31 protein-coding genes are annotated in these 25,309 nt (G+C 68.3%); 6 read left to right on the forward strand and 25 right to left on the reverse strand.

Annotated elements, in window-relative coordinates:
- Window positions 1–56 precede the first annotated feature (56 nt).
- From ACH413_RS46955 to ACH413_RS46970, 4 genes are all read left to right on the forward strand, one after another.
- Window positions 57–1,313, forward strand: coding sequence for a hypothetical protein (locus ACH413_RS46955; protein ID WP_360047353.1), 1,257 nt, complete (start codon window positions 57–59; stop codon window positions 1,311–1,313).
- Window positions 1,314–1,333: 20 nt separating this feature from the next.
- On the forward strand, window positions 1,334–1,957 hold the full coding sequence (locus ACH413_RS46960) for a 2'-5' RNA ligase family protein (protein ID WP_360047354.1): 624 nt from the start codon (window positions 1,334–1,336) through the stop codon (window positions 1,955–1,957).
- Between the two features lie 127 nt (window positions 1,958–2,084).
- A complete protein-coding gene (locus ACH413_RS46965) occupies window positions 2,085–2,699 on the forward strand; it encodes a DUF433 domain-containing protein (RefSeq protein WP_360047355.1) in 615 nt (204 codons plus the stop codon).
- Complete coding sequence (locus tag ACH413_RS46970; protein WP_360047356.1) at window positions 2,696–3,154, forward strand: hypothetical protein; 459 nt, start codon at window positions 2,696–2,698, stop codon at window positions 3,152–3,154. The genes ACH413_RS46965 and ACH413_RS46970 overlap by 4 nt, the downstream gene beginning before the upstream one ends.
- Window positions 3,155–3,165: 11 nt before the next feature.
- Here the strand turns inward: ACH413_RS46970 and ACH413_RS46975 are convergent, their stop codons facing one another.
- A complete protein-coding gene (locus ACH413_RS46975) occupies window positions 3,166–4,155 on the reverse strand; it encodes a site-specific integrase (RefSeq protein WP_360047357.1) in 990 nt (329 codons plus the stop codon).
- 71 nt (window positions 4,156–4,226) lie between these two features.
- Between ACH413_RS46975 and ACH413_RS46980 the strand changes: the two genes are divergently transcribed.
- Window positions 4,227–4,418: a hypothetical protein gene (locus ACH413_RS46980; RefSeq protein WP_360047358.1), complete on the forward strand. Its 192-nt coding sequence runs from the start codon at window positions 4,227–4,229 to the stop codon at window positions 4,416–4,418.
- 144 nt (window positions 4,419–4,562) lie between these two features.
- Here ACH413_RS46980 and ACH413_RS46985 read toward each other — a convergent pair whose 3' ends face one another.
- From ACH413_RS46985 to ACH413_RS47075, 19 genes are all read right to left on the reverse strand, one after another.
- Entirely contained in the window at window positions 4,563–5,342 is a 780-nt protein-coding gene (locus ACH413_RS46985; protein WP_360047359.1) for a hypothetical protein, read from the reverse strand.
- 124 nt (window positions 5,343–5,466) lie between these two features.
- Window positions 5,467–6,729 carry a hypothetical protein gene (locus ACH413_RS46990; protein ID WP_360047360.1) on the reverse strand — a complete coding sequence of 421 codons (1,263 nt, stop codon included), beginning with the start codon at window positions 6,727–6,729 and terminating at the stop codon, window positions 5,467–5,469.
- On the reverse strand, window positions 6,726–7,514 hold the full coding sequence (locus ACH413_RS46995) for a phage antirepressor KilAC domain-containing protein (protein ID WP_360047361.1): 789 nt from the start codon (window positions 7,512–7,514) through the stop codon (window positions 6,726–6,728). Before ACH413_RS46995 ends, ACH413_RS46990 begins: the two co-directional genes overlap by 4 nt.
- Window positions 7,511–7,747: a hypothetical protein gene (locus ACH413_RS47000; RefSeq protein WP_360047362.1), complete on the reverse strand. Its 237-nt coding sequence runs from the start codon at window positions 7,745–7,747 to the stop codon at window positions 7,511–7,513. The genes ACH413_RS46995 and ACH413_RS47000 overlap by 4 nt, the downstream gene beginning before the upstream one ends.
- 326 nt (window positions 7,748–8,073) lie before the next feature.
- On the reverse strand, window positions 8,074–9,597 hold the full coding sequence (locus ACH413_RS47005; RefSeq protein ID WP_360047363.1) for a recombinase family protein: 1,524 nt from the start codon (window positions 9,595–9,597) through the stop codon (window positions 8,074–8,076).
- A gap of 5 nt (window positions 9,598–9,602) precedes the next feature.
- A complete protein-coding gene (locus tag ACH413_RS47010) occupies window positions 9,603–11,048 on the reverse strand; it encodes a YifB family Mg chelatase-like AAA ATPase (protein WP_360047364.1) in 1,446 nt (481 codons plus the stop codon).
- Window position 11,049: 1 nt separating this feature from the next.
- The gene (locus ACH413_RS47015) at window positions 11,050–11,421 is read right to left on the reverse strand and encodes a YraN family protein (protein ID WP_360047365.1); all 372 of its coding nucleotides are present in this window, start codon (window positions 11,419–11,421) and stop codon (window positions 11,050–11,052) included.
- A 162-nt stretch (window positions 11,422–11,583) separates the two neighbouring features.
- A complete protein-coding gene (locus ACH413_RS47020; protein ID WP_030468024.1) occupies window positions 11,584–11,907 on the reverse strand; it encodes a DUF2469 domain-containing protein in 324 nt (107 codons plus the stop codon).
- Window positions 11,907–12,698, reverse strand: coding sequence for a ribonuclease HII (locus ACH413_RS47025; protein WP_360047366.1), 792 nt, complete (start codon window positions 12,696–12,698; stop codon window positions 11,907–11,909). Before ACH413_RS47025 ends, ACH413_RS47020 begins: the two co-directional genes overlap by 1 nt.
- The gene (lepB, locus tag ACH413_RS47030; RefSeq protein WP_360047367.1) at window positions 12,695–13,558 is read right to left on the reverse strand and encodes a signal peptidase I; all 864 of its coding nucleotides are present in this window, start codon (window positions 13,556–13,558) and stop codon (window positions 12,695–12,697) included. Before lepB (ACH413_RS47030) ends, ACH413_RS47025 begins: the two co-directional genes overlap by 4 nt.
- A 4-nt stretch (window positions 13,559–13,562) precedes the next feature.
- Window positions 13,563–14,303 (reverse strand): signal peptidase I, encoded by a 741-nt coding sequence (lepB, locus tag ACH413_RS47035; RefSeq protein WP_396426201.1) that lies wholly within the window; start codon window positions 14,301–14,303, stop codon window positions 13,563–13,565.
- Between the two features lie 3 nt (window positions 14,304–14,306).
- Window positions 14,307–14,666 carry a 50S ribosomal protein L19 gene (gene rplS / locus ACH413_RS47040; protein ID WP_360047368.1) on the reverse strand — a complete coding sequence of 120 codons (360 nt, stop codon included), beginning with the start codon at window positions 14,664–14,666 and terminating at the stop codon, window positions 14,307–14,309.
- A 152-nt stretch (window positions 14,667–14,818) separates the two neighbouring features.
- A complete protein-coding gene (trmD, locus tag ACH413_RS47045; RefSeq protein ID WP_360047369.1) occupies window positions 14,819–15,565 on the reverse strand; it encodes a tRNA (guanosine(37)-N1)-methyltransferase TrmD in 747 nt (248 codons plus the stop codon).
- On the reverse strand, window positions 15,555–16,070 hold the full coding sequence (rimM, locus tag ACH413_RS47050) for a ribosome maturation factor RimM (protein WP_093593367.1): 516 nt from the start codon (window positions 16,068–16,070) through the stop codon (window positions 15,555–15,557). Before rimM ends, trmD begins: the two co-directional genes overlap by 11 nt.
- A 19-nt stretch (window positions 16,071–16,089) precedes the next feature.
- On the reverse strand, window positions 16,090–16,329 hold the full coding sequence (locus tag ACH413_RS47055; RefSeq protein WP_030468017.1) for an RNA-binding protein: 240 nt from the start codon (window positions 16,327–16,329) through the stop codon (window positions 16,090–16,092).
- On the reverse strand, window positions 16,326–16,769 hold the full coding sequence (gene rpsP / locus ACH413_RS47060) for a 30S ribosomal protein S16 (protein WP_319977560.1): 444 nt from the start codon (window positions 16,767–16,769) through the stop codon (window positions 16,326–16,328). Before rpsP ends, ACH413_RS47055 begins: the two co-directional genes overlap by 4 nt.
- A 125-nt stretch (window positions 16,770–16,894) precedes the next feature.
- Window positions 16,895–17,626, reverse strand: a complete 732-nt coding sequence (locus tag ACH413_RS47065) for a 5-oxoprolinase subunit PxpA (protein ID WP_360047370.1) — start codon at window positions 17,624–17,626, stop codon at window positions 16,895–16,897.
- A complete protein-coding gene (locus tag ACH413_RS47070; RefSeq protein ID WP_360047371.1) occupies window positions 17,626–18,402 on the reverse strand; it encodes a type II CAAX endopeptidase family protein in 777 nt (258 codons plus the stop codon). Before ACH413_RS47070 ends, ACH413_RS47065 begins: the two co-directional genes overlap by 1 nt.
- 319 nt (window positions 18,403–18,721) lie before the next feature.
- Window positions 18,722–19,597: an RNA polymerase sigma-70 factor gene (locus tag ACH413_RS47075; RefSeq protein ID WP_360047372.1), complete on the reverse strand. Its 876-nt coding sequence runs from the start codon at window positions 19,595–19,597 to the stop codon at window positions 18,722–18,724.
- A 115-nt stretch (window positions 19,598–19,712) separates the two neighbouring features.
- Here ACH413_RS47075 and ACH413_RS47080 point away from each other — a divergent pair, with 115 nt between their 5' ends.
- Window positions 19,713–20,192 carry a carboxymuconolactone decarboxylase family protein gene (locus tag ACH413_RS47080; protein WP_360047373.1) on the forward strand — a complete coding sequence of 160 codons (480 nt, stop codon included), beginning with the start codon at window positions 19,713–19,715 and terminating at the stop codon, window positions 20,190–20,192.
- Here the strand turns inward: ACH413_RS47080 and ACH413_RS47085 are convergent.
- From ACH413_RS47085 to ACH413_RS47105, 5 genes are all read right to left on the reverse strand, one after another.
- On the reverse strand, window positions 20,189–21,244 hold the full coding sequence (locus ACH413_RS47085; RefSeq protein ID WP_360047374.1) for an amidohydrolase family protein: 1,056 nt from the start codon (window positions 21,242–21,244) through the stop codon (window positions 20,189–20,191). The genes ACH413_RS47080 and ACH413_RS47085 overlap by 4 nt on opposite strands.
- A gap of 2 nt (window positions 21,245–21,246) precedes the next feature.
- On the reverse strand, window positions 21,247–22,812 hold the full coding sequence (gene ffh / locus ACH413_RS47090; protein ID WP_360047375.1) for a signal recognition particle protein: 1,566 nt from the start codon (window positions 22,810–22,812) through the stop codon (window positions 21,247–21,249).
- A gap of 26 nt (window positions 22,813–22,838) precedes the next feature.
- Complete coding sequence (locus tag ACH413_RS47095) at window positions 22,839–23,453, reverse strand: HAD family hydrolase (protein ID WP_360047376.1); 615 nt, start codon at window positions 23,451–23,453, stop codon at window positions 22,839–22,841.
- Entirely contained in the window at window positions 23,450–24,010 is a 561-nt protein-coding gene (locus tag ACH413_RS47100) for an AAA family ATPase (RefSeq protein ID WP_360047377.1), read from the reverse strand. The genes ACH413_RS47095 and ACH413_RS47100 overlap by 4 nt, the downstream gene beginning before the upstream one ends.
- A 69-nt stretch (window positions 24,011–24,079) precedes the next feature.
- Window positions 24,080–25,093 carry a hypothetical protein gene (locus ACH413_RS47105; protein WP_360047378.1) on the reverse strand — a complete coding sequence of 338 codons (1,014 nt, stop codon included), beginning with the start codon at window positions 25,091–25,093 and terminating at the stop codon, window positions 24,080–24,082.
- Window positions 25,094–25,309 lie beyond the last annotated feature (216 nt).

Below are 25,309 nucleotides of genomic sequence, written 5' to 3' on the forward strand. Positions count from 1 at the left end.
CCCTCCTCCGAGCGGTCCGCGAAGCCACAGCGTCCCGCCAGGTGACGGGTGCGCGCATGAGCCGCCGCGAGCTGGCCGAGGCCGCGTGCGTCTGGCTCTGGGAGACCACCCGCCAACGCTTCCCGCTGGACGCGCACTACATCGCGAAGATCGAGCGCGGCGCGGTCGGGATGCCCTCTGATCACTACCGGGCCGCGTTGCGCGCGGTGCTGGGCGTCGCGTCGGATGCCGACCTCGGCTTCAGCTCGACCACCAAGACCACGCCCGCGCCGGTCGTCACCACGTCGCACCTCGCGAGCACCAAGACGGTGACGGAGGTGTTGATGAGCGCGGCCGACGAGTCCGCCGAGTTCCTCGCGTGGGCCGAGTCCTCGAACGTGGGCGAACTGTCGATTGAGCAGATGCACGCCGAGGTGCGGCGCATCGCACGCTCCTACCTCAAGACGCCGACGCTGCCCCTATTCGCGAGAACGAAGGCGTTGCGAGACAGGGCGTTCACGCTGCTGGCCGGACACCAAGCGCCGCAGATGTCGCGCGAGTTGTACGCGGCAGCGGGCTGGTCGCTGACCGTCCTGGCGTGGATGTCGGTCGACCTCGGCCAGCCAACGGCCGCCGAGGACCACGCCCGCGCCGCGTGGTTGTGCGCCGAGCGCGCCGACTACAACCCGCTGCGCGCTTGGGTGCGCGCCACGCAGCACACCGCCGCGTTCTGGCAGGACGACTTCTTGGCGGCGGCCGACTACGCGGCGGACGGCTTGCGGTACACAGCGACCGGGTCCGCCGAGCTGTACCTGTCCAGCGCGCTGGCGCTCGACCTTGCGCGTGCCGGTGACGCCGGTCCCGCAACCGAAGCCCTGCACCGTGCGCAGGACGCAGCTAATCGGCTCACCCGTGCCGATGACGAGCTGGCCGGTCCGTTCACGTGCTCTCTGGACCGCGCGGGATCGCTCTGGGCAGACACGCGGCTGTCTCTCGGTGAGGCGGACGAGGCGCTGGCCTACGCGGACCGCGCGGTGGCCGTGTTCGAGGCGACACCTGCGCACCTGCGCAACCTCGGCTCCGAGCGCATGACCCGGCTCGTGCAGGTCAAGGCGCACCTGATGCGCGGCGACATGGGCGGAGCCGAGCACACCCTGACACCGGTGCTGGAGACCGCACCGCAGCACCGCGTCCGGCCGCTGCTGCTCCGCGTGGAAGAAGTCGACACCATCGCGGCGCAGACCGCGAAGCCGCTGGACCCGATCGCGCGCCGCGTCCGGGACTCGATCACGGCGTTCCAGCGTGAGACGGTGGTCAAGGAGTTGTCCACGTAGAACGCGGGGAGGCACGAACCGTGGCCGAGCTGGAGCCGATGCGGGATCACTGGTGGTGGCGTCCGGGCTGGGAGGTCGGTCGCTCCTTCTATACGTGGCACATCACCTTTGCGGACCAGCCCGAGGCGCACGCCCTCGTGGAGCACTACGCCCCCGTGCTCGGGCAGCTCCCCGTACTCGACCCCGTACCGGTGAAGTGGTTGCACCTCACGCTCCAGGGCATCGGCTTCACCGACGAGGTCAACCGCGGCGACGTAGACCGGATCGTGGAGGCCGCGCGCACTAGGTGCGCGGCGTTGAAGCCGTTCACGCTCACCATCGGCCCTGCTCACGTCGACCCCGAGACCATCCAGATGCCAGGCCGGCCACTGGAGCCGGTGGCCGAGCTACGCCTTGCGATCCGCGCCGCGATTGGGGACGTGTGGGGCGTGGAGAACGTCCCGGAGCGAGAGGACGGGTTCCGGGCTCACGTCAGCCTCGGGTACTGCAACTCCGCTGGACCGGCCGAACCGGTCGCCGAGGCATTGAAGGCGCACGGAGAGCGCACGGCGAACGTGACCGTGTCCTCTGTGTCGTTGATCGACCTCAACCGGGACCGCAAGGCGTACGAGTGGACTGACGTGGCGACGGTTCGGTTGGGTTAGCCGAGGACCCGGTGGTAACACCAGAGCCAGGATCAGCGACCAATCCCCGAGACCACAGGACTGGCGGGGGTTGTGAGCATCCGTGATGATGACGCTTCGGTTTAGGCTTCGACGGGTGGTGAGGTAAATGGCATTTCCTAGCGCCCTGGCATCCATACTTACCGGCGCATCCCCTAGCCAGCTCGCCAACTGGCGACAGCACCCCGCCCTCCTTGTCCCTGAGATTCAAACCTCTCCCAGGGCTTTGTACTCATTTCAGGACTTGGTGGCGCTTCGAACTTTCGTGCACCTGCGCAAAGAGGTACCCCTCCAGCGCATCCGAAAAGCGCTAGCCGGACTGCGTGAGCTGGACCTGACGGAACATCCGTCCCGCTATCAATTCACCACCGACGGCGAATCGGTGTTCCTAGTAGAAAATGGCGTAGCCGTTGACCTGGTACGCAAGGGGCAGATTGTAATAACGAGCCTTGAAAACGTCTACGGTCCTTTCATAAATCTTCAAGGCCACGAAGTCGTGGACTTTCAGCGGCCTCGCCCTCTTCTCCGTGTAGACGTTGCACGTCTTGGTGGCTGGCCCACCATCGACGGAACCCGAGTGGCGTTCGACTCGGTAGCGAGCCTGGTGGAAGGTGGCCTACCTCCCGAACGGGTGGCGAACTACTACCCCCGAGTGGGCCGGGAAGCCGCGCTTGACGCCCTGAGCCTCCAAGAGTCGATCAACCACGTCGGGGAGGCAGCGTGAAGTTCTTCCTGGACGAGAACGCCCCCATCACGATGCTGGGACCACTGCGAGACCTCTTCTACGACCACGAGTTCCGCTCCGCAGAAAACGAAGGCACTACGGCAATGACGGACATTGCCCTGTTCGAGCTGCTGGGTTCCAGAAAGTTCGACGCCATCATCACGCGCGATCAGAACCAGCTCCGCGACGCTGACGAACGCGCAGCGCTAATCCACAACGGCCTTCACTGGATCGGTCTGGGCGGCGCATCGATCAAGGGCATACGCGGCATAGCGCTGGAAACCGCAGCCGTCATGGGCTCCATGCCCGAAATCGTGGAGCACATGCGGGAACTGGAATCCCCGTCCGCGTTCCACGTGAAGGGCCTCGGAGCGCAGCCAGGGCAGCGGTATCGCTTGAGTCCCATGCTTCTTCCGGACGGCTCGACCGGCCGGGCTCGTGCTGCGGCGGCCTGAGTAGCGGGCGGCTACATCCCGATGCCGGCCACCGCGTTGTCCGCCCACTGGTCCACGGTGCGCATGTAGTCGTAGAGGACCGGCGAGTTGGGGGCGTGGCCGGTGTGCTGGCTGATCGTCTTGGCGTCGTGACCTGCCCGCCGTGCCTCGGTGGCCAGGCCCGCGCGGGCGGAGTGGCCGGTGAAGCGCACGGTGACGCCCGCCCGCTCTCCGGCCGTGGTGATGATGGTCCCGACTGACTGGGCGGCCATGCCGCCGAGGATGCGCCCGTGCCGGTCGATGCGCCGGAAGGCCGGACCCTCGGTGATGCCGGACGCGTCGAGCCACGCACGCCAGGCCCGGACGGGACAAGTGCTCTCGTGCGAGCCGTACGGGACTGCCACGGTGCGCCCCCCGGTCTTGCCGGAGCGGATGGTGATCACCAGGCCCTCTGCGGCTTCCACAACGTCGGAGACGAGCAGGGCGGCGACCTCGGAGCGGCGGCCCGCGACGGAGAACGCGATCAGCACCACGGCGCGGTCACGGATGCCGGTGAGGGTCTCGGGGCACGCGGCGGAGATGGCGCGCAAGTGCTTGATCTCCATCGCCGGAGCCTTCCCACGGCCGCGCTTCTCCCCTGCCTCGGCGAGGCGACGCCGGTAGCCGTTCAGCGCCGCCCTGGCGGCCTCTGTGGCGGCCTTGGGCGGCTCTGCACCGTGCTGACGGAGACCGACGACGGCACCGGCCAGGCGGCGGTCCACGGTCGTGGGAGCGGCGTCCTGGCGCTCCAGCCACACGACGAACCCGACGAGCGCCCCGGCGGTCGCGGAGTCCTCCGGGATACCCAGCTCGGTGACGTACCGCGTCCAGACCTTCCAGTCGGCGGCGTAGGCGCGCTGGGTGTTCGCGGGCCGCTGGGTGCGGACGTACTCCTGTGCCGCCATGTCGAGCGCGGCGAGACGCTCCTCCGGGGTGGCGGGGAGGGCGTCAACGGGGGCGACCTGGACCAGATCCTGACTCACGATATGGCAACTTATCGTGAGTCAGGAACTCACGCCAGTGCTTTGCGAAGACGCCGCTTAGCCTGTCTGTCATGGGCAACGTGCAGATGAGTGAACTAGTCAAGATCCGTCGCCGCTGGGAAGAAGCAGGCTCGCCGCCATGCGAACACAAGGAGCGAGCCCGGGAGTACCACCTCGGCATGAACACAGGCGATACAGCGTGCCTGAACTGCGGCGAGTCCAACAGCCCAGCCGGATGGGCTTCCCTCAAGGCCGACGAGTAGCCGTTTCTATGGGGTCCGGTCACCTCCGCACAGGTCCTTGGGGTCGCGTCTCCGCTCTGTCCCTGGGGGGTACCCCTCGGGGGTATGAGCCGTGGAGTCCCCGGCGGGGTGTCTTTTGGGTGCTGGCCCGATGGCCGGCCGGAGTCAGAGGCTCGGCTTGCTGAAGCTGAACACCGAGCGCAGCTGGATGACGATGTCTCCCGGTCCTCCGGTCTTGCGGGCGAACACGTCCACGGTCATCTCCGTGGCGTTCCGGACGCCGCCGTCCGCGCCGAGATCCGCGGTGAGGGTGAAGCCGCCGACGCCGGTGTACTCGAACGCCGGGGCGGTGACGACTTCACCGTTGTTGCCGGTGACGCGCATGTAGATCAGGCCGGACTCGTTGTTAGCCGAGGTCCCGAACCCCTGGCACTCGACGTGTCGCCCCATAACGGCGGAGCGGCCGGTGAAGATGAGCCGGTCCGTCGTCTGGTTGGTCTGGATGTAGCCGCCCTGGTCGGCGCGAAACAGCTGGATCGGGAGGAACGGGTACGCCCAGCCTCCGTTCTCCCCCTCGTGGAGGAGAGGGTGCCCGTCCGCGTCGTCCATGAAGATGCGCTGACGCAGCGGACGCCCTTCCTCCGGGTGGGGGTCGAACATGGCGAACGCCGTCTTCTGCTGGGGGTCGTCGCGCACGAGCGAGATGCCGCGCTGGGGCTTGCCGTCCCGGTTCGGGTCGCCGGGGTAGAACTCGCCGAACCAGGCGAACTCGCCGCCGTATGCGCCTTCCCAGCGCGTCAGGCCACCGTCCACACGCGCGTTCTTCAACGGGTTGGAGCGGAGGATCTGGTCCGCAATCCGTTTGGTGTCAGCCAGGATCGCAGTCTTAGACGGCGGAGTCGGGGTGAAGTACGCCTGTTCGATCGGGGTCTTGGACGTGGTCATGCCGACGCCTCCATTTCGTTGTCCGGGGCGGGAAGGCCAAGACGCCGCAGCTCGGCGAGCGCCGTTTCCTTACCGTCGAACGGGTTCGGGTACAGGACACACAGGGTGGTTTGCCTTGATCCGGTCACGCGGCGACCTCCGCACGATCAGACACGGGGAGCCCTGTCGGACCCCTGCGTGCACCGACCGTGCTGCCGCCCCTCTTGCGGTGCTTCCGCCCGGCCCTGCGGACGCCCCGGTTTCGCCGCATCGGGATGACCGCGTCGGTCGCGCTGGTCTCCTCTGGGGTCCTGGACGGCTCGCTGACGGCCTTGGACGGCTTGGAGATCCTGAGTGCCCAGGCCTCACGTTCGCGGGCGTGCTGGGCCTTCTGAGCGTCGGCCAGGCCGCTGACCCCCATGACCTCGGCCAGAGCTTCCAAGTCGACTTCGACCTTTACCCAGGCCCCTTCCTCCGCCTGGGCCGCAAGACCTTCCTCCTTGAGCCTGCCCAGCCACTTGAACACGGTCCTGCGCGCCAGCTCCGTGGACTCCACCAGCTCGGCGGCCTTCATCGGGCTCGTGAAGGACAGGTGGGCATAGAGCACGGCGGCGCTCCTGCCCAAGGACCGGAACACGTCGGTGGAGGCCATCGAGTGCACGGACGAGACACAGTCCTCCCCCAGGTCCCTCCTCCGGAGGGGTGTCTCATCCGTGCACTGGGTCTGGCGAGAGGAGATCGAGGGTGCCGACGTGGCGCTTACCTTCGATGACCTGCGAGAAGGGGAGTGCACGCGGTAGACGGTGGCGAGTGCACGGTGACTGGTGGAGTGCACGGTGATCCATCCACGCGAGACAAGGGATTCCAGAGCCCGGCGGGAGGTTTCGGGGCTCTGGCCAGTGCCCTCTGCGATCGTCCTCAGGGCCAGAGGCAGGACCAAGCGCCCCTTCCGCGTAGCCCTCTCCAGGATGAACTCCAGGATCGAGCGGTCACGGACCCTGTTGCGGCCCTCCAGCGTGGCCGAGGACAGCTCGGCACGGATCAGCCCCAGCTCCTGACGGGCCTCCGAGGCGGAGAGCACCGGGGGCGAGTCAGCCACGAAGGCGGACGCCTTGTTCCAGAGCTTCAGCAGCTCGGCCGCGTCGCCGACAAGCTTCAACCTCATGCCGCAGTCGGGCTGAGACCACTCCGCGTGGAACTTGGCCCAGGTCCAGCCCTTGTTCAGCGCAGAGGTCATCACCGCCAGAACAGCGGCCTCGGGACGCGGGTACTTCCCCTTGGTCCCAGTGCGAAGGATCTTCGACATGAGCCCCGTCAGCGGGCGGGGGGCCGTAGAATTGCCCTGTTCGTTCGGGTTCTTAGAGGCCGCTCCGTCACCAGCGGGGCGGCCTTCCCCGTTTGCGGTCACCGGTCGTCCCAGTGCCGTTCGACCAAGCGCGCGATGTACTCCAGGCCCTTGGGCGTGACGTACGGAGTCTTGCTGCTGACGGTCCGGCCGTGGCGCTGGTACGTGGTCACCTTGACCACGAAGCGCCCCAGGTTCACGTGCGGCTGGTACGGGGTGTTGTGGGACTGGCCGCCCTGGATGAGCACGCGCTGGGACCGCAGGAACTTGAACAGGACGTTCTGGCCCAGGCCCGGGATGCCGAGCGTCTTAGCCACGTCCGCAACCTTGTAGAGCCCGTCCGCCTGGACGAACTGGTCGTGGAACTCCACGGCCGGGCGAGCGGCTTCCAGCTCCAGCGTCCTGGACTCCAGGGCTGCCTTGGTCGCTGCCTCGCGCTCCACAGTGGCGGCCAGTTCCCGCAGAGCTGCCGGGTAGTCCGGCGGCATCGCGAGTGCGGCGTGACCGACCGAGAAGGTCCCGTCCCGGCGGATGGAGGGCAGCACCACAGAGGTGACCCACTCCTGGAAGTCCTCGGCATCGGCGGTGTTGCTCCGCATGATCAGCCGGTAGAGCCCGGCCTCGGAGATCACCGAGCGGTGGGGGTTGCCCCGAATACCGTCCCGAAACGGGACGCTATTCCGATGATGCGCAGGCACGTGCTGCTCCACGGCCCTGCGCCCGTTGGCGTATCCCAGCGCGGCGGTCACGTCCGAGGCGACGAACCAGGGCTTTCCGTCGATCAAGACCCAGCGGACACAGTCGGCCTCGTTCCGGCAGAACTCCTGAACGACGAGTGCGGCGTTCACCCGGCACCGCCCGCGACCGGGGCGAGCAGCGCGGCCAGCTGGGTGTGCTGCTCGGGGGTGAGCGGCGGCCAACTCTCCACCGTCTCCTTGATGCGCTGCGCCAGCAGAGCCGTCTTCAGCTCCGCGCGGTACTGGATCTCCTCGTCACGCCGTCCACGGGTGACCGCCATGCCGACCTTGCCGCGCAGCCGTGCCACATCAGGTGCGGTGACCCGACCCAACCTGTCTTCCATTTCCGCTCTCCATTGGTAGTGCCGTGGTGCTGACCAATGGGCGGTTCTCCCTCTACGTTCGGGTCGTTCCAGCCTCAATTTTGTGTCGCCGTTGTGCGGCGAGAAGAACGCTCCTCACTTCGGGTGTCGCCGCTGTGCGGCGAGACCAACATTAGTCGGACGACCGGCCGTCTCACAACCCATGAAAGGGCTCTGACCTGGCCTTATACCCCCCGCCGCGGGGGGTATCGTCTCACTGAATGTGCAGATCAGAGCGGAATTAGGGAGCCGGAAGAAAAAAGCAAAAAACCCCGCCGCAACGATGCGGCGGGGTGCGTGCGACCAGTTCAGGACTCGATGCGCGGTAGCACCAGGACGGTGTCCGGATCGAAGTTGCGGCGGCCACGCCCGACCGGGAAGACGACCACGTACATGATCGCGTCCACGATCGCGCGGCGGCGGTGGTCGTCCAGCGCCTCCCACGCCTTGGCCACGTTCTCCGCAGCGATGATCGGCCCGAGCAGGGACGCACGCCCGGCGTCGGCGAGCTGGCTCTCCGTGTCCCGCAGCTTCGTCCGCAGCCGCTCGGTGGCAGCACGGAGCTGACTCGCAGTCAGCACGTCGTCCGCGAAGTCGACGGCCAGCGTCTCCAGCCGCCTCCGCAGACCATTCGCCTCGTCGCGCAGCTCTGCCACGTCGGGACCGGTACGGGTCGTCAGGAGGTCCGCGGCGTCCGGCCGGGACAGACGCGCAACCGCGAAGGCGGAGACGTACTCGTCCACGGGGTCGAGCTGGCGCACCACGTGGCCAGTGCTCGCAGAGCAGCGGTACACCGCGTACCCCCGCCGCGCGGCCTCCCCGCGACCGGAGTGCACCGTGGCCCCACAGACTCCGCACAGCGCCACGCCGGTCAGCATCCTCTGCCCCGACCGGCCAGCACCGCCGGAACGCCGCCCAGGCTCGTTCAGGAGGGCATCAGCAGCCCGCCACACCTCTTCACCCACGAGCGCGGGCCAGCGGGCCGGAGCGACGATCTCACCCTTGTACCTGCGCAACCCGGCGTTGCGGGGGTTGAGCAGCACCAGGCGGACCGTGTCGTGGGTCCACTCGGTGGGCTCACCACGCTTGCCCCTGCGGTTGTCGCGGTACCTCGTTTGCCCGCTGTGCAGCCCAGCCGCATTCCACTCCCGTGCGATCTGCCCGAGCGGCACGCCCGCCAGGAGGTCGCTGTACCCACGGCGGATCGCGGCGGCCTCGTCCGGCTCGACCTCCATCCCCGAGGAGTCATAGCCGAACGGCCGCCGGCCACCGACGCGTCGCCCCTGCCGCGCGGCCTGCTCTTGCGCTCTCCGCTGACGGTCTCCCTTGACCTTGATCTCTGCTCGGGCGGTCGCCGCCAGGATGTCCGCCACCATCTGGCCGCTGGGCGTGCTCATGTCGATGTCGGAGCCACGGGCGAACGCGAGCAGCATCTCCTGCTGTTCGCAGACCTCGTAGAGGCGCAGCTGGTCCGGGCGGTCACGCAGGAAGCGGTCCAGCATCCAGGCCGTGATGACCTTCAGCTCCCCCTGCCCGAGGACGCCGAGCATCCGCAGGAAGTTGGGACGGTCGCGCTTCCCGGCGGCCGAGAGGTCGTTGTCGATGAACACGTGTCGCCGGTCCAGCGCCCAGCCGCGCCCCTTGAACAGGTTGAGCAAATCCTCGAAGTGCCGATCAATGCCCAGCTCGTCGCCCTCGCGGTCCTCGCTAATCCGCAGGTAGACGCCCCCTTGCACCTCCCCTCGCTCCGGGACGAGCGCGAGACGTTCGCGGTGCCGGTGCAGGAGGTCCCGCACCAGGTCCGAGGTGCTGTGCTGGTGGGTCGTGGTCACATCAGCTAGATTACGTTCCAGGTGACCCGTAGGCAGCGGTCTGCTCCTCTGCCCGTCAGGGCGCCTACGGCCAGGGCTCGGTCGAGCAGGGCTGTGGTCGGCCTGGGGAGGGCGAACTCCCGGCGCAGGGCCGGGCCCGGGACCAAGGCGTTGGCCTGCCAGATGTGGCCGTGGGCCGACCAGCGGGTGGCGGCTCGGGATCTGGCTTTGAGCACTCGTTCGCGGACCACCGACGTCGGTTCTGGTGGGGCGGCGTCGGCGTTGGACATGGCTGTGGTGGCCCTCATCCGGACCCTGAGGTCCACGCGGTCGAGCAGCGGGCCGGAGAGGCGGGACTGGTAGCGGCGGCGGACTGTGGCCGTGCAGATGCAGTCGACTTCCTTCGGCGGGGCGCACGGGCAGGGGTTGGTGGCGAGGATCAGCTGGAAGCGGGCCGGGTAGCGGGCTATGCCGTCTCGGCGCGGGATGCGGACTTCGCCCTCTTCCAGGGCCGTGCGGAGGGTGTCGATGGTCTTCTGGCCGAACTCGCAGGCCTCGTCCAGGAACAGAACGCCCTTGTGGGCTCGGGAGGCCGCGCCTGGCTTGGCCATTCCACTGCCGCCGCCTATCAGGGCCGCTATCGACGTCGTGTGGTGGACGTTGACGAACGGCGGGCTGGCCACCAGCGGATAGTCGGAGGACAGGACGCCCGCCACCGAGTGGACGGCGGTCACCGCCAGGGAGTCCTGGCGCGACAGCGGTGGGAGGAGGCCGGGGAGGCGTTCGGCCAGCATCGTCTTGCCGGTGCCCGGCGGGCCCGTCAGGAGGAGGTGGTGGGCGCCTGCGGCGGCTACCTCGAGGGCCCAGCGGGCTTCTGGCTGGCCCACCACGTCGGCCAGGTCCGGGACGTCCGGCAGTGGTGGGTCGACGCAGGCGGGTGGCGGTTGCAGCGTCACGTCCTCGCCGCGCAGCCAGGCCAGGACCTCGCGGAGGGTCTGGGCTCCGTGGAGTTCGATGCCGTCCACCAGGGCGGCCTCCGGCAGGGCGTCGACCGGGACGATGGCCGCCTTGAGGCCTGCTCGGCGGGCGGCCAGCAGGGCGGGCAGAACGCCTCGGACCGCGCGGACCCGGCCGTCCAGAGCCAGCTCGCCCAGCAGGACGGTGGTGGCCAGGCGATCGCACGGGACCGAGCCGGCGGCGGCGAGGGTGGCGCAGGCGATGGCGACGTCGTAGCTGCTGCCGCCCTTGGGCAGGTTCGCCGGGGACAGGCCCAGGACGATGCGCTGCTTCGGCCACTCCTCCTCGCTGTTGCGGACGGCGGCCTTCACGCGCTCCTTCGACTCGTGCAAGGACGCGTCGGGAAGCCCGAGGAGGTGGGTGCGGGGCTGGCCCACGCCCACGTCGGCCTCGATCTCGACCGCCAGGCCGTCGACGCCGTAGAGGGCGACGGACCACGCCTGCGCCAAGCCCATCTCAGGCTCCCCGCAGGTGTTGCAGGCGCGCTTCGCCGGAGGGAGGCCAGGTGACCGAGATCAGGTCGACGCGGACGTTGCACCAGCCGACGCCGTGCGCCGCCAGCCACCGCAGGGCTGTCCGGCGCAGGCGCGAGAGCTTGCGCTCGTCCACCGCCTCGTCCGGACGGCCCCAGGCAGGGCCTGACCTGGTCTTGACCTCGCAGACGACCAGCCGGTCGCCCTCCACAGCCACGACGTCGAGCTCGCCGTCGCGGCACGTCCAGTTCCGCGACAGGACCACCAGGCCCTGCCCCTCCAGGTACCTGCACGCCAGGTCCTCGCCCTGACGCCCCTTCTCCTGCTGCCTGGTCTCGGCCGGTGCCTGTGCCACCACTGCCCTCGCCTCCCTGCGGGTCGTTGGGTACGACCTTGCAGGGCGGGGCGGGAGGGGCGACCGGGCTGAGGGGAATCTGTGGACAACTCAGCGCCTGTGGACAAGTCGGCCGTTGTGGATCTTGGAACGGCGGAATTGTCGGTGGGGTGTGCTAGTGGCCTACGTGGGGAAGGGCCCGCTTTCCGGCAACCGCAGGTCCGGCTTATCCAGCTCCTCCACGTTCACGTCCTTGAACGTGATGACACGAACGTTCTTGACGAACCTCGCGGGGCGGTACATGTCCCACACCCACGCGTCCGACATGCGCACCTCGAAGTACACCTCGCCATCGGCGTTGCGCACCTGCACGTCCACCGAGTTGGCCAGGTAGAAACGCCGTTCGGTCTCCACGACGAACGAGAACTGGCTGACGATGTCGCGGTACTCCTTGTACAGCGACAGCTCCATCTCGGTCTCGTACTTCTCGAGATCCTCTGCACTCATTACGCCTCCGCGCGGGTCATCTGCTCCGCGCCCTCACTCGTCGCGAGCTCCCCGGCGTCAGCCGGGGTTGCATCATTCTGGACCACAGCCTGCGCGGTCGTGCCGCGCGCCACCCTGTGCGGCGCGGCGAGACCGTGCTTGACGGCCGCTGCTGCCACATTTACATACGACCAGCGATGCTCCGCACACGGCCCGTGCTCCATCAACGCCGCCGTGTGCTCTGGCGTGCAGTACCCCTTGTGCACGTTGAACCCGTACTGCGGATGACGGGTGTGCAGGTCGGCCATGATCCGGTCCCGCGTGACCTTGGCCAGCACCGATGCCGCCGCCACGCACGCCGCCGCCTGGTCGCCCTTGAGCACCGCCACGTTCGGCGCGGGCATCCCCGGCACCTTGAACCCGTCCGTCAGCACGTAGCCGGGGTGCGTCGCCATCTGCGCGACCGCACGCCTCATGCCCTCGATGTTCATGACGTGGATGCCCAGCCAGTCGATGTCGGCGGGCGACACGACCACGATCGAGTGATCCAGCGCACGCTTGAGCACCAGGTCGTACATCCGATCACGTGCCGCCGCCGTCATCAGCTTCGAGTCGTTCAGCCCTTCGAACCGCGAAGCATCACCCGGTCGAAGGACGCACGCGGCGATCACCAACGGGCCGGCGCACGGCCCGCGCCCTGCCTCGTCGACGCCGGCGACGGGCCCCAGACCCCGGCGCTCCAGCGTGCTTTGCAAAGCCCAGTTCCCGGACGAGCCCCGCACCACCGCGCGAGGCGGCATCAGCATGGTCATCGGCGGAATCGGTCTCGCACTCGACGTCCGAGCAGCAGAAGCGGCCACGCTGCGACGATACCGAGCCCCAGCGGGACGTTCTGCTGCCATCCCGGCGCACCCATCGACACGGTCTGCGGATCGTGGTCCGTCACCCCGCCCCACCTGGACGGAGGCAGCACGATCACGCGCGCCTTGCCGATCACGTCGTCCACCGGCACGAGGCCGTTGAGGCCGCCCTGACCCTGGCAACGCGAGTCGCACGAGTGGTTGCGGTTGTCGCCGAGCACGAACAGCATCCCGTCCGGGATCTTGAGCTCCTCGAACGACTCCTGCTCGGACGGCGTGCCCTCGTCGAAGTGCTTGTACGGCTCGTCCAACGGCTTGCCGTCGACCGTCACGCGGTTCTGCTCGTCGCAGCACTTCACGGTCTGCCCGCCGACGGCGATCACGCGCTTGACGAAGTCCTCCTCGTTCGCCGACGGCAGCCCGATCAGCGACCCGAGCCACGACAGCCCCTGCGAGATCGGGTTGGCCGGCTCGTCGGAGATGAAGTCGTTCTGCCACGACGGCGGCCCGCGGAACACGATCACGTCGCCGGGCGACGGATCGGTGAAGCGGTAGGTGACCTTGTCCACGAGCACCCGGTCGCCGTAGCAGTCGGTGCAGCCGTGCAGCGTCGCCTCCATCGACTCGGACGGAATCATGTAGACGCGGCCGAGGAAGATCTGGATGCCGATCGCAAGGCCGAACGCGACCAGGATCAGGACAGGCAGTTCCTTCCAGAAGTTGCCCTTTTTCTTCTGCTTCGCGGGCTTGTCCGAAGCGTCCGAACTGGGCTCGTCACCGGGCGGGTTCTGCTCTGGAGCGTCGTCGACCACGAGATCAGCCTAGGGGCTGGGGGTTGTGATCCGACACAACACTCCACCGATCTTTCGGGAAAACGATGTACCGGGCTTTCCCGATGACGTTCTCGACCGGCACGGTGCCCGCTACGCCCCCGCCGCCCTGTTTGCGCGAGTCGGTGGAGTTCATCCGGTTGTCCCCCATGACGAACAACCGTCCATCCGGCACCCGGATCGGCTCGAACGGCTCGTGGTCCGCCGGCGAAGTGCCTTGCTGCCAGTGCACATACGGCTCGTCGAGGGATTTTCCGTCCACAACGACACGGTGCTGCTCGTCGCAACACATCACCGTCTGGCCGGGCAGCGCGATCACGCGCTTGACGAAATCGCGCTCGTTCGCGGGCGAGATGCCCAGCAGCGAACCGATGTTCTGCACGAAACCCGCGACGGGATTCGTCGACCGGGCAGCGCGGAAGTCGTTGGAGGTCCAGGCCTCGGGGCCGCGGAACACGACCACCTCGCCCGGTTCGATGTCCCCGAAGCGGTAGGTGATCTTGTCGACCAGCACCCGGTCGTTCTCGCAGCCGTTGCAGCCGTGCAGCGTGTTCTCCATGGACGCCGAGGGGATCACGTAGACCCGCGCCACGAACGCCTGGATGAGCACCGTCAGCACGACGGCCGTCATGACGACGTAGAGAATTTCTCTCCAGACAGGAGTACGCCCCCGCTCCGGTTCATCCGGTGCGGAGGCGTCCTCGAAGTCTGCTGGGCTCGAAGCCACCGGTCAGGAGACCGGACGGGCCTCGCGCTTCTCCTTGATCTTGGCAGCCTTGCCGCGCAGGTCGCGCAGGTAGTACAGCTTGGCGCGACGCACGTCACCGCGGGTCGCGACCTCGACCTCGGCGATGTTCGGGGAGTGCACCGGGAAGGTGCGCTCGACGCCGACGCCGAACGAGACCTTGCGGACGGTGAAGGTCTCGCGGATGCCGCCACCCTGGCGACGGATCACGACGCCCTGGAACACCTGGACGCGCTCGCGCGAGCCCTCGATGACGCGGACGTGGACCTTCAGCGTGTCACCCGCGCGGAAGCTCGGGATGTCAGAGCGCAACGACTGGGCGTCAAGTGCGTCCAGGAGGTTCATCGGTGGTTCCTCACGTGTCTTGAACTCCCCAGAGCATGTTCCATGGCTGTGCACGACATGATGGGGGCTCGGCTTTGGTGCGCATGCCGACATACACCGGCTGCGGCAACTGTTCCAGTGTGCCAGACCAGGCACCCCGGAATGAAATCGGACTACTCCCCGCCCTCGCGCAGGCGCGTGAGCAGGGCTCGGTCGTGCTTGTCGAACGCCTCCGCCGGCAGCGATTCCAGCAGGTCAGGACGCCGTTCGAAGGTGCGGGCGAGTGACTGGTCACGTCGCCAGCGGTTGATCAGCTTGTGGTTGCCGGAACGCAGCACGTCCGGCACCGCGAGCTCGCGCCACACCTCGGGCCGCGTGTAGCTCGGCCCTTCGAGCAACCCGTCCTGGAACGAGTCCTCGGCGTGCGACTTCGGGTTGCCGAGCACGCCGGGCAGCAGTCGTGCGACCGCTTCCACGATCGCGAGCACCGCCACCTCGCCACCGACCAGCACGTAGTCCCCGATGGACACTTCATCGACGCGAACGCGCCGTGCGGCGTCATCGACCACACGCTGGTCAATGCCTTCGTAGCGACCGCACGCGAACACGAGGTGCGATTCGTTCGCGTACTCGTGCGCGACTTCCTGCGTGAACGGGCGTCCGGCTGGCGTCGGCACGATGAGACGCGTCTCGTCCGTGCACACGTCATCCAGGGCGGGGCCCCAGATGTCGGCCTTCATGACCATGCCGGGCCCACCGCCGTACGGGCTGTCGTCGACAGCCTTGTGCACGTCCTGGGTCCAGTCGCGCAGGTCGTGCACGCCGACGCTGATCAGGCCCTTGTCGATCGCCTTCCCGAGCAACGCGGCACGCAACGGCGCCAGGTACTCGGGGAAGATCGTGACGACGTCAATCTGCATCGAGCAGGCCCTCTGGCGGGTCGATCACAACACGGCCGCCGCGAACGTCCACAGTGGGCACGATCTCGCGCACGAACGGGATCAGCGCCTCGCCGGAGTCACGGATGACCACGAGCAACTCGCCGCCGGGGCCGTGCAGGATCTCCTTGACCGTGCCGATCTTCGTGCCGTCGACGAGTTCGGCCGTGAGCCCTTCGAGCTCGTGGTCGTAGAACTCGTCGGGGTCGCCGGTCGGCGGCAGGTCGTCCGTGCTGCCCAGCAACAACGTGCCGCGCAACGACTCCGCGACATCGCGCGTGACGACTTCCTCGAAACGCACGAGCAGCCGCCCGGCATGAGGCCGGGCGGCTGACACGGTGAGGCTTCGGGACGTCCCGTCACGCAGCTTGGCCTGAATCTTCTGCCCGAGCGCGAACCGCAACTCGGGTGAATCAGTGCGCACGTCAATGGCCAGTTCACCAGTGATCCCGTGCGCCTTGGCCACGCGGCCGACGACGACGTCCATTTGCCCTTTGCAGCTTCGTTCAGCGGTCGGTGTCGACGACGTCGACCCGGACACCACGACCACCGATACCGGCCATCACGGTGCGCAGAGCCGTCGCGGTGCGACCGCCACGACCGATCACCTTGCCGAGGTCGTCCGGGTGGACGTGGACCTCGAGGGTGCGGCCGCGGCGGGTCGTGACGAGGTTCACCCGGACGTCGTCCGGGTGGTCGACGATGCCGCGAACGAGGTGTTCGAGGGCGTCAGCCAACAAACTCACGCCTCGTCCTTGGGCGCCTCGGCCTCAGCCTTGGGGGCGTCGTCGGCCTTCTTGGCCTTCTTCGCCTTCGGCGTGGTGGCGTCGGTCATCGGCTCCTCGTTGGCGGCCGCGAGCGCGGCGGCGAAGAGCTCGGCCTTCGGGGTCTTCGGCTCCTTGACGCGCAGCGTGCCCTCGGTGCCCGGCAGGCCCTTGAACTTCTGCCAGTCACCGGTGATCTCCAGCAGGCGCTGGACCGACTCGGTCGGCTGCGCGCCGACACCCAGCCAGTACTGCGCGCGCTCGGAGTCGACCGCGATGAACGACGGCTCTTCCTTGGGGTGGTACTTGCCGATCGTCTCGATGGCCTTGCCGTCGCGACGGGTGCGCGCGTCGGCGACCACGATGCGGTAGTACGGCTGGCGGATCTTGCCGAGACGCTGAAGCTTGATCTTGACGGCCATGGGCCTGGTACTCCTCGAAAGCTCTGTGTTGATGATTCGCACAGCCGTGGCCCGGGCAGAGGGGCCGGCCACGACGGACAGCGAGCAATTCTGCCAGATGGGGAACGGTGGATCCGAATCGGGTCCTACGCGAACGGCTGGACGGTGCCGAGCGCTTCCCGCACGGCACGCGCGTGCGCGACCGCTCCTGGCGTGTCGCCGTGCACGCACAACGACTCGGCCTGGACCTTGATGACCGCTCCGTCGACGGCGACCAACTCTCCCGAGAGGAGTCGCACAGCGCGTTCGACGACCTGTTTCGTGTCGGTGAGCAGAGCGTTCGACTGCCCACGCGGCACGAGGGTGCCGTCCGGCAGGTAACCGCGGTCGGCGAACGCCTCCTGCACGGCGCGCAGACCGGCGGCTTCCGCCCAGTGCAGGAGGTGGGAGAACGGCAGGCCGAGGATCGGCAGGTCCTTGAACGCCCTGACGCCGTCGACCACGGCTTTGGCCTGCTTCTCGTGGTGCACCGTCGCGTTGTAAAGCGCGCCGTGCGGCTTCACGTACGCGACCTCGGTGCCTGCTGCTCGCGCACACGCGTCGAGCGCACCGATCTGGTACAGCACCTCGTCGGCCAGTTCGGCGGGGTCGACGTCGATGAACCGGCGCCCGAAGCCCGCCAGGTCGCGATAACTGACCTGGGCGCCGACCTTCACACCGTTCTTGGCGGCTTCCTCGCACACCTTGCGCATCGTGGACGGATCACCGGCGTGGAAGCCGCACGCGACGTTCGCGCTGGTGATGACGCCCAGCAACGCGTTGTCGTCGCCGAGCTTCCAGATGCCGAAGCCCTCGCCGAGATCGCTGTTCAGGTCCATCACATGACTCCGGCGGAGACGAGCAGGAGCGTGAGTCCTGGCAGGAAGTTGTTCATCACGTGCGCCACGATGCTCGCCCCGAGCCTGCGGGTGAGCAGCCGGGCTATGCCGATCGGGATGGCGATCACCAGCAGCAACGACGTGCGCAGCGGCTCGAAGTGACCGATCGCGAAGATCACCGTGGTGAGCCCGAACGCGGCCCAGCGGCTCCAGCCCTGACGTTCGACGGCGCCCCACAGCAGGCCGCGGTAGATGATCTCCTCGCAGACCGGCCCGATGAGGCTGACGTAGAGGAACATCGTGATCGCCGCGGAGAGCGGCAGGTTCGAGCCGGACAGCAGGTCGCCGACCGCGCTCGTGGCGTTCTCCTCGCCGACGACCTTCGCCCAGATCGTCGCGGCGGAGTAGGTGAGGACGAGGCCGAGGATGCCGAGCTTCAGGCCGATGGCCAGGTCCTCTTTGGTCATGCTCAGACGCAGATCGATCTTCGGGCCGTTGCCGCGGACGTACGTGATCACGATGGCGGTGCCGGCCGCGAGAATCGTCGGCACGATCGAGCCGACCAGCACCAGCGGCACCGACTGCAGCAGGTTCACGCCGAACTGCTTGGCGATCGCCGTGATGAACACGGCACTCAGGATGAAAACGGCTTCCACCAGCAGGAACGCGCCGAACCCCCAGCGCTGGCCGACCCGCTCGGGCTCCGGGTTGCGGCTGATGTCCCGCACGCTCTCGATGAAGCCGCGCTTCGGCTTCAGGGATTCCGCTTCACTCACGCTCTGCAATCTAGTCACGCGGCGGCTACCAGCGGACGAACAGCAGGCACTGGCACACTCATGATCAGCCCACCTCGCGATCGACGGCTTCTGAAGCACCGATGCGCTGTCGGTGCCTCGCGATACGCTTGGAGTGGGGACCGCGAGCCCCCTCGGGGGACGCTGCCGCCCCCGAATCCGAGGCTACTGTGCGGCACCGACACGAACGGGGCCAAGCACCTGGCCAAAAGATGGTCAGATCGAGTCCCGCCGGATGTCCCACTCCTGGTGAGTGGATCGGCGTACAAACGCTGCTACTAAACCCCCGCGCCGCTGATCATCAGCGCTTCAGGGTCGTCTCCTGCTCCATGTGCGAGAGCTTGGCCGGGTTGCGCACCGCGTACAGGCCGCTGATCCGGCCGTCCTCCACGCGCACCGCGATCACCGTGTCGAGTTCGCCGTCGAACCGCACGATCAGCGCCGGATAACCGTTGGCCTGGGCAGGCTCCATCGTCCATCCGGTGACCTTCAGCAGGCCGCCGAGCAACATCCGCGCCACCTTCGAGGCACCCACGACGGGCCGCGGGACTGCCTGCTTCACGCCGCCGCCGTCGCCGAGGAACACGACGTCCGGGGCCAGCAGGTCCAGCAGGGCCTGGAGATCACCCGTTTCGGTGGCGCGCTGGAACGCCGCCAGCGCCTCGCGGGACTGCGACTGGGTCACGACCTCGCGCGGGCGGCGGGCGGCCACGTGCGAACGGGCCCGGTGGGCGATCTGGCGGACGGCGGCCGGGTTCTTGTCGACGGCGGCGGCGATCTCGTCGTAGTCCAGGTCGAAGACCTCGCGCAGGACGAAGACCGCCCGTTCGGTCGGGGTGAGGGTCTCGAGCACCAGCATCACGGCCATCGAGACGCTGTCGGCCAGTTCGACGTCCTCGGCGACGTCCGGGGCTGTCAGCAACGGCTCCGGCAGCCAGGAGCCGACGTAGGACTCCTTGCGGCGCCCCAGGGTGCGCAGCCGGCCGAGGGCCTGGCGGGTAACGATCCGGACCAGGTAGGCGCGCTGGTTCTCGACGACGCCGTGGTCCACGCCCGACCACTTCAGCCACGTCTCCTGCAGCACGTCCTCGGCGTCGGCGGCCGAGCCGAGCATCTCGTAGGCGATCGTGAAGAGCAGGTTGCGGTGGCTGACGAACGTGTCGGTGGCGGCGTCCATGGACACAAGACACCAGCCGGCGGCGGTTTGTGACAGTGGGCTGGATCACAGTCACACGGACCGGGGCACCGGCATCTCGTGGTCGTCAAGCAAGTCCACGAGGGAGGAAAAGATCATGGAACCGCGCTTCGACCTCTTCGGCACCGAGACCGGCAGCAAGCTCGCGAAGCGGTTCGCGGGCCTCGGCCAGGCCGTGCACCAGACGTCGCTGCCCGCGATCACGGCGGAACTGGTCAGCCTGCGGGCGAGCCAGTTGAACGGCTGCGGCTTCTGCCTCGACATGCACGTCAAGGAGGCCATCGCGGCGGGCGAGGACCCGCTGCGGCTGCACCTGGTGGCCGGCTGGCGCGAGACCACGGTGTTCACCGAGGCCGAGCAGGCCGCGCTGGCGTTCACCGAGGAGGGCACCGTGCTCACCCGTGACGGCGTGAGCGACGAGACCTGGGACAACGTGCGCAAGCACTTCGACGACGAACAGGTCGCGGCGCTGGTCTGCCTGCTCGGGCTGATCAACGCCGCCAACCGGATGGCCGTCATCACGCACCAGAAGGGCGGCTCGTACCAGATTGGTGCGATGGCCCAGTTCAAGGACTAGTGGATCCGGCCCCTGAGCATGATCATGCGCGGCGTCCGGAGAGTCTCCAGATTCTCCCGCGGGTCCTCGTCGTAGACGACGATGTCCGCGGCCGCGCCCTCGGTCAGCGACGGGAAGCCGAGCCACTCGCGGGCACCCCACGACGCGGCGCCGATGGCGTCCAGAGCGCTCATCCCCACGCCGTGCAGCGCGACGATCTCGTCGACGATGCGGCCGTGCTGGATGCCACCGCCCGCGTCGGTGCCCGCGTAGACCTTGACGCCCGCCTCGATCGCGGACGCCACGGTGGTCGAGACGCGTGCGTGCAGGTCACGCATGTGGTTCGCGTACTTCGGGTACTTGCCGGCCTTGTCCGCGATGCCGGGGAACGTCTCGATGTTGATCAGCGTCGGCACCAGCGCGGTGCCGTGCTCGGCCATCAACGAGATCGTGTCGTCGGCCAGGCCGGTGCCGTGCTCGATGCAGTCGATGCCCGCGTTGATCAGACCCGGCAGCGCGTCCTCACCGAAGACGTGCGCCGTCACTCGCGCACCGGCGGCGTGGGCGACCTTGATGGCCTGCGCCAGCTCCTCGTCCGTCCACAGTGGAGCCAGATCGCCCTCGCCGCGGTCGATCCAGTCGCCGACGAGTTTGACCCAGCCGTCGCCGTTCGCGACCTGCTCGGCCACGGCCGACGCGAGATCCGACTCGATCTCCACGCCGATGTACGGGATGTAGCGCTTCGGGCGGGCGATGTGCCGGCCGGACCGGATGATCCGCGGCAGGTCGAGGCGCTCCTGCAACGGCGTCGTGTCGATCGGCGAGCCGCAGTCGCGGATCAGCAACGTGCCCGCGGCGCGGTCCGTGAGCGCCTGCTCGACGGCCTCGGACAACTCGACGCCGCCCTGCGGGCCCAGGCCGACGTGGCAGTGCGCGTCGACCAGGCCGGGAACCAGGAACCCGCCGTCGACGACGGTCTGCGCGTTCGGCACCGGCTGGGTGCGGACGCGGCCGTTGACGACCCACAGGTCTCGCGGCTCGCCGTCCGGCAGGACGACGCCGCGCAGGTGCATGGTCACTTCTTCTTGTCGTCCCCGTCGAACTTGAACTTCGACGGGTCGAAGCCGGGGGGAAGCTCGTTCAGGCCGCCCAGGTTCGGCAGGCCGCCGCCGGGAGGCATGCCCGGAATCCCGCCGGGGGGCATGCCGGGCATGCCGCCGGGGAACATCCCGGGCGGGAAGCCGCCCTTGATCTTGGGAGGCGTCGGGCCGCGTCCGCCCTTGCCCTTCTTCCCCTTCTTGCCCTTGCGGGTCTTGCTGCCGCCACCGCCGCCGAAGCCCATCCGGCCGGCCATCGACGCCATCATCTTGCGGGCCTCGAAGAAGCGGTTGACCAGGTCGTTGACGTCGCTGACCTTGACGCCCGAGCCGTTCGCGATGCGCAGCCGGCGGGACCCGTTGATCAGCTTGGGGTCGTCGCGCTCGGCCGGGGTCATGCCGCGGATGATCGCCTGGATGCGGTCGAGGTGCTTCTCGTCCAGCATGCCGAGCTGGTCCTTCATCTGCCCGGCGCCGGGCAGCATGCCGAGCAGGTTCGCGATCGGGCCCATCTTGCGGATCGCGAGCATCTGCTCCAGGAAGTCCTCGAGCGTCAGCTGGCCGGAGTGCAGCTTCGCCGCGGCCTTCTCGGCCTGGTCCTGGTCGAAGTGCTGCTCGGCCTGCTCGATCAGGGTGAGGACGTCACCCATGCCGAGGATGCGCGACGCCATCCGGTCCGGGTGGAAGACGTCGAAGTCCTCGAGCTTCTCGCCGTTGGACGCGAAGAGGATCGGCTGACCGGTGACCTCGCGGACCGACAGCGCGGCACCACCGCGGGCGTCGCCGTCGAGCTTGGTGAGCACGACACCGGTGAAGCCGACACCGTCGCGGAACGCCGTGGCGGTGTTGATCGCGTCCTGACCGACCATCGCGTCGACCACGAACAGGATCTCGTCGGGGTTGACCGCGGCCCGGATGTCGATGGCCTGCTGCATCATCTCCTCGTCGACGCCGAGCCGGCCGGCCGTGTCGACGAGAACGATGTCGTGCTGCCTGGCCTTGGCCTCCGCGATGCCGAGGCGCGAGACCTCGACGGGGTTGCCGACGCCGTTGCCGGGCTCGGGAGCGAAGACGGGCACGCCCGCGCGCTCACCGACGACCTGGAGCTGCGTCACGGCGTTCGGGCGCTGCAGGTCGGCGGCGACGAGCAGCGGGGTGTGGCCCTGGCCTTTCAGCCACTTGGCCAGCTTGCCCGCGAGCGTCGTCTTACCGGCACCCTGCAGACCCGCCAGCATGATCACCGACGGAGGGTTCTTCGCGAGGTTCAGCCGCCGCGTCTCGCCACCGAGGACGTTGACGAGCTCCTCGTTGACGATCTTCACGACCTGCTGCGCCGGGTTCAGCGCCTGGTGGACCTCGGCGCCCTTGGCACGTTCCTTCACCTTCGCGATGAAGTTGCGCACAACGGGCAGCGCGACGTCGGCCTCGAGCAGGGCGACCCTGATCTCGCGGGCGGTCGCGTCGATGTCGGCGTCGCTGAGCCGGCCCTTGCCGCGAAGGCCCTGGAGAACCGTGGTCAGCCGGTCGGAAAGCGTGGAGAACACGCCTTCCAGACTAGCTAACCGAACGTTCACCCGATCCCGTGGCTCGCCAGGGCGTCCAGGAGCACCGGCTCACGACGTCCGACCGGAGCAGTCGAGATCTGCGCGAACCGCAGCCCGGCCGACACCGCTGCTCCATCCGCCACCGGGTCGTCGCCGACGTACAGGCACTCGGACGGCTCGACGTCGAGCCGGACGCAGGCGGCGTCGAAGGCCCGTGCGGACGGCTTCGACACACCGATCTCGTAGGACAACGCGAAGGCGTCCACGGACAGCGACTCGCGCTCGAACACGCGGCGGATGTCCCACGAGATGTTGCTCAGGACTCCGACCTTCAGCGGCTTCACCAGGTTCAGTGCCGCGGCCGTGTCGGTGTAGGGCAGCCAGAACGCCGGGTTGTGCAGGCGCTGGAACAACTCGTCGGTCATCGTGAGGCCCGCGAGCCGGAACAGGGTCCAGTGGGCGGAGCGGTTGGCGAGCGCGGTGAGGTCGCGGGCGTCCCACACCGCGCGCTCGGCGGCGTTCATTCGCGCCACGAACGGCGCCGGGGCGCGCAGCACGGTGAGGTGCCGCGGCGAGAGCCATTGGTAGGTCGGGCGCCCGAAGAGGGTGCCTGCGAAGTCGAAGAGGACAGCCTTGATCACGACACCATGATGCGCAGACCACCCGAGGTCCCCGCACGGGTGAGGAGCGTCACGCCGCTGAATCCGAACGGCACCCAACCCGCCTCGAACTGCGCACGCATCGACGAGCCGCGGCGGACGTGTCGCTCGAAAGCGTGAGTGCGGACGACGCGCTTGCGGGCGATCTGGCCGTCCAGGGCCTGCGCCGCCGAGGCGTCCAGCCACAGGAAGTGGCGGGAACGCCCCGACAGCAGTCCGGCGAGCACCAGCATGAAACGCGTGCCGGGCCTGGTGGACGGCTCGTGCACCACCAGCAGGCCCGCGCAGAACAGCGCCGACCAGAACACGCGCAACCGGTGCGTGAGGTGCACGAAGACGCGCCAGTACTTGTACGGCAGGGGTACGCGTGGTTCGAGCCACATGCGCACCTGGTCGGAGTCGAGCACGGTGACCGGCTCGTCCGCGTCGAGGCGGGTGAGCAGCGTCGTCTTGCCCGCGCCGGGAATCCCGGCGAGGACCACGAGCGAGCGCTTGCGCACCCGGACGACTGCGGCTTGCGTGTTCAACACGGCGGTCATGTCCTAGAAGACGTCTTGACCATCCTTCTCGTTCAGTTTGGTCCGATTTCGGCCGAAATGCACGGGGGTTCAGCGCCAGACGACGGCGCGATAGGTGCCGTTGGCGAAGTTCGCGACGCCGATGACCTGCCCGACCTCGCTCAGCCCGCTCACGGAGTGACGTGCGGCACTCGGCAGCCCTGGCAGCAACGTCTGCGTGCCCGCCATGTTCCAGGTCGCGGCCGAGGTGCCCACGGTGCCCGCGACGACACCGGAGTTGTTCACCTCGGCGGCGCTCGAAGGTGCGGGCGCCAGCACGGCACTGCCGCCACCGAAGAGATCCCACCGGATCGCCTGCGACGAAAGCTCGCCGACCGCGAACCCGTTGTCGTTGATGTCGAACGGCCGCGCGCCTGCGCCCAGTTGGGTGCGGGTGTTGTTGCGCAACCAGAGCACGCCGTTGGTGCCCACGGTGCCGCCCGCGTCCGCGAGCTGGTTGACCGCGAGCAACGTGCCGCTGTCGAGCACGGTCCGCACGCCGGACGCGTTCCACCGCACCACATCGCTGCCGGTGGACCCGACCGCCCAGCCCGCGTCGGTCACGTGGTGCGCGCTGCCCGCGCCCAGGATCCTGGCGTCACCGATGGAGTCCCACAGGACCGCCTGGCTCACACCGTTGATCGTGGCGGCCCCCGCGACGGTGCCGGCGTCGTTGACGTCGAACGCGACGGAGCTCGTCGCACCCGCCACCGCCAGCTGCACCAGTGCGCCGGAAGGGTTCCACTTCACCGCCTGCGCCTGGCCTGCCGAGTTCACGGCGTAGCCGGTGACCACGCCGTCTCGGTTGATGGCGGTGGCCTGCGAGTCGAATCCGAGGTCCGCGAGCTTCCTGATCCCGTCGAACCGGTCCCAGCGCACGGCGTGCTGCGAGGTGCCTGTGCCGTAGGAGACGCCGGCGATCGAGCCGGAGTCGTTGATGTCGATCGCCGTGCTCCGGAGATCACCCGGCAACGTGCCGAGGTCCTCCACGGCCAGTGGAGCCGCTTGAGCGGTGGCGGGAACGATCAGGGCCGCGACGACGGCGGCCACCATGGCGGTTCTCAAAGTTCTTCCTCCCCAGTCAGAACAACGAGAACCTGACACTGCCCGGACGCCGCGAAGGTTGTCCAGGAAGCTGTCTCGTTGTCAGAACCGGGAAACAGCGGCGGTGGTGCGAGTGCGCGGTACCTCCCCCGGCGCCGTCACTCGTCACCACCACCCTCTGCCCGTCCGGGAAGCGATCCACCCCTCGAGGACGCTTTCCGGACACCACGAACACTG

This window comes from Lentzea sp. NPDC020367 (genome assembly GCF_044387305.1).
Classification (GTDB): domain Bacteria; phylum Actinomycetota; class Actinomycetes; order Mycobacteriales; family Pseudonocardiaceae; genus Lentzea.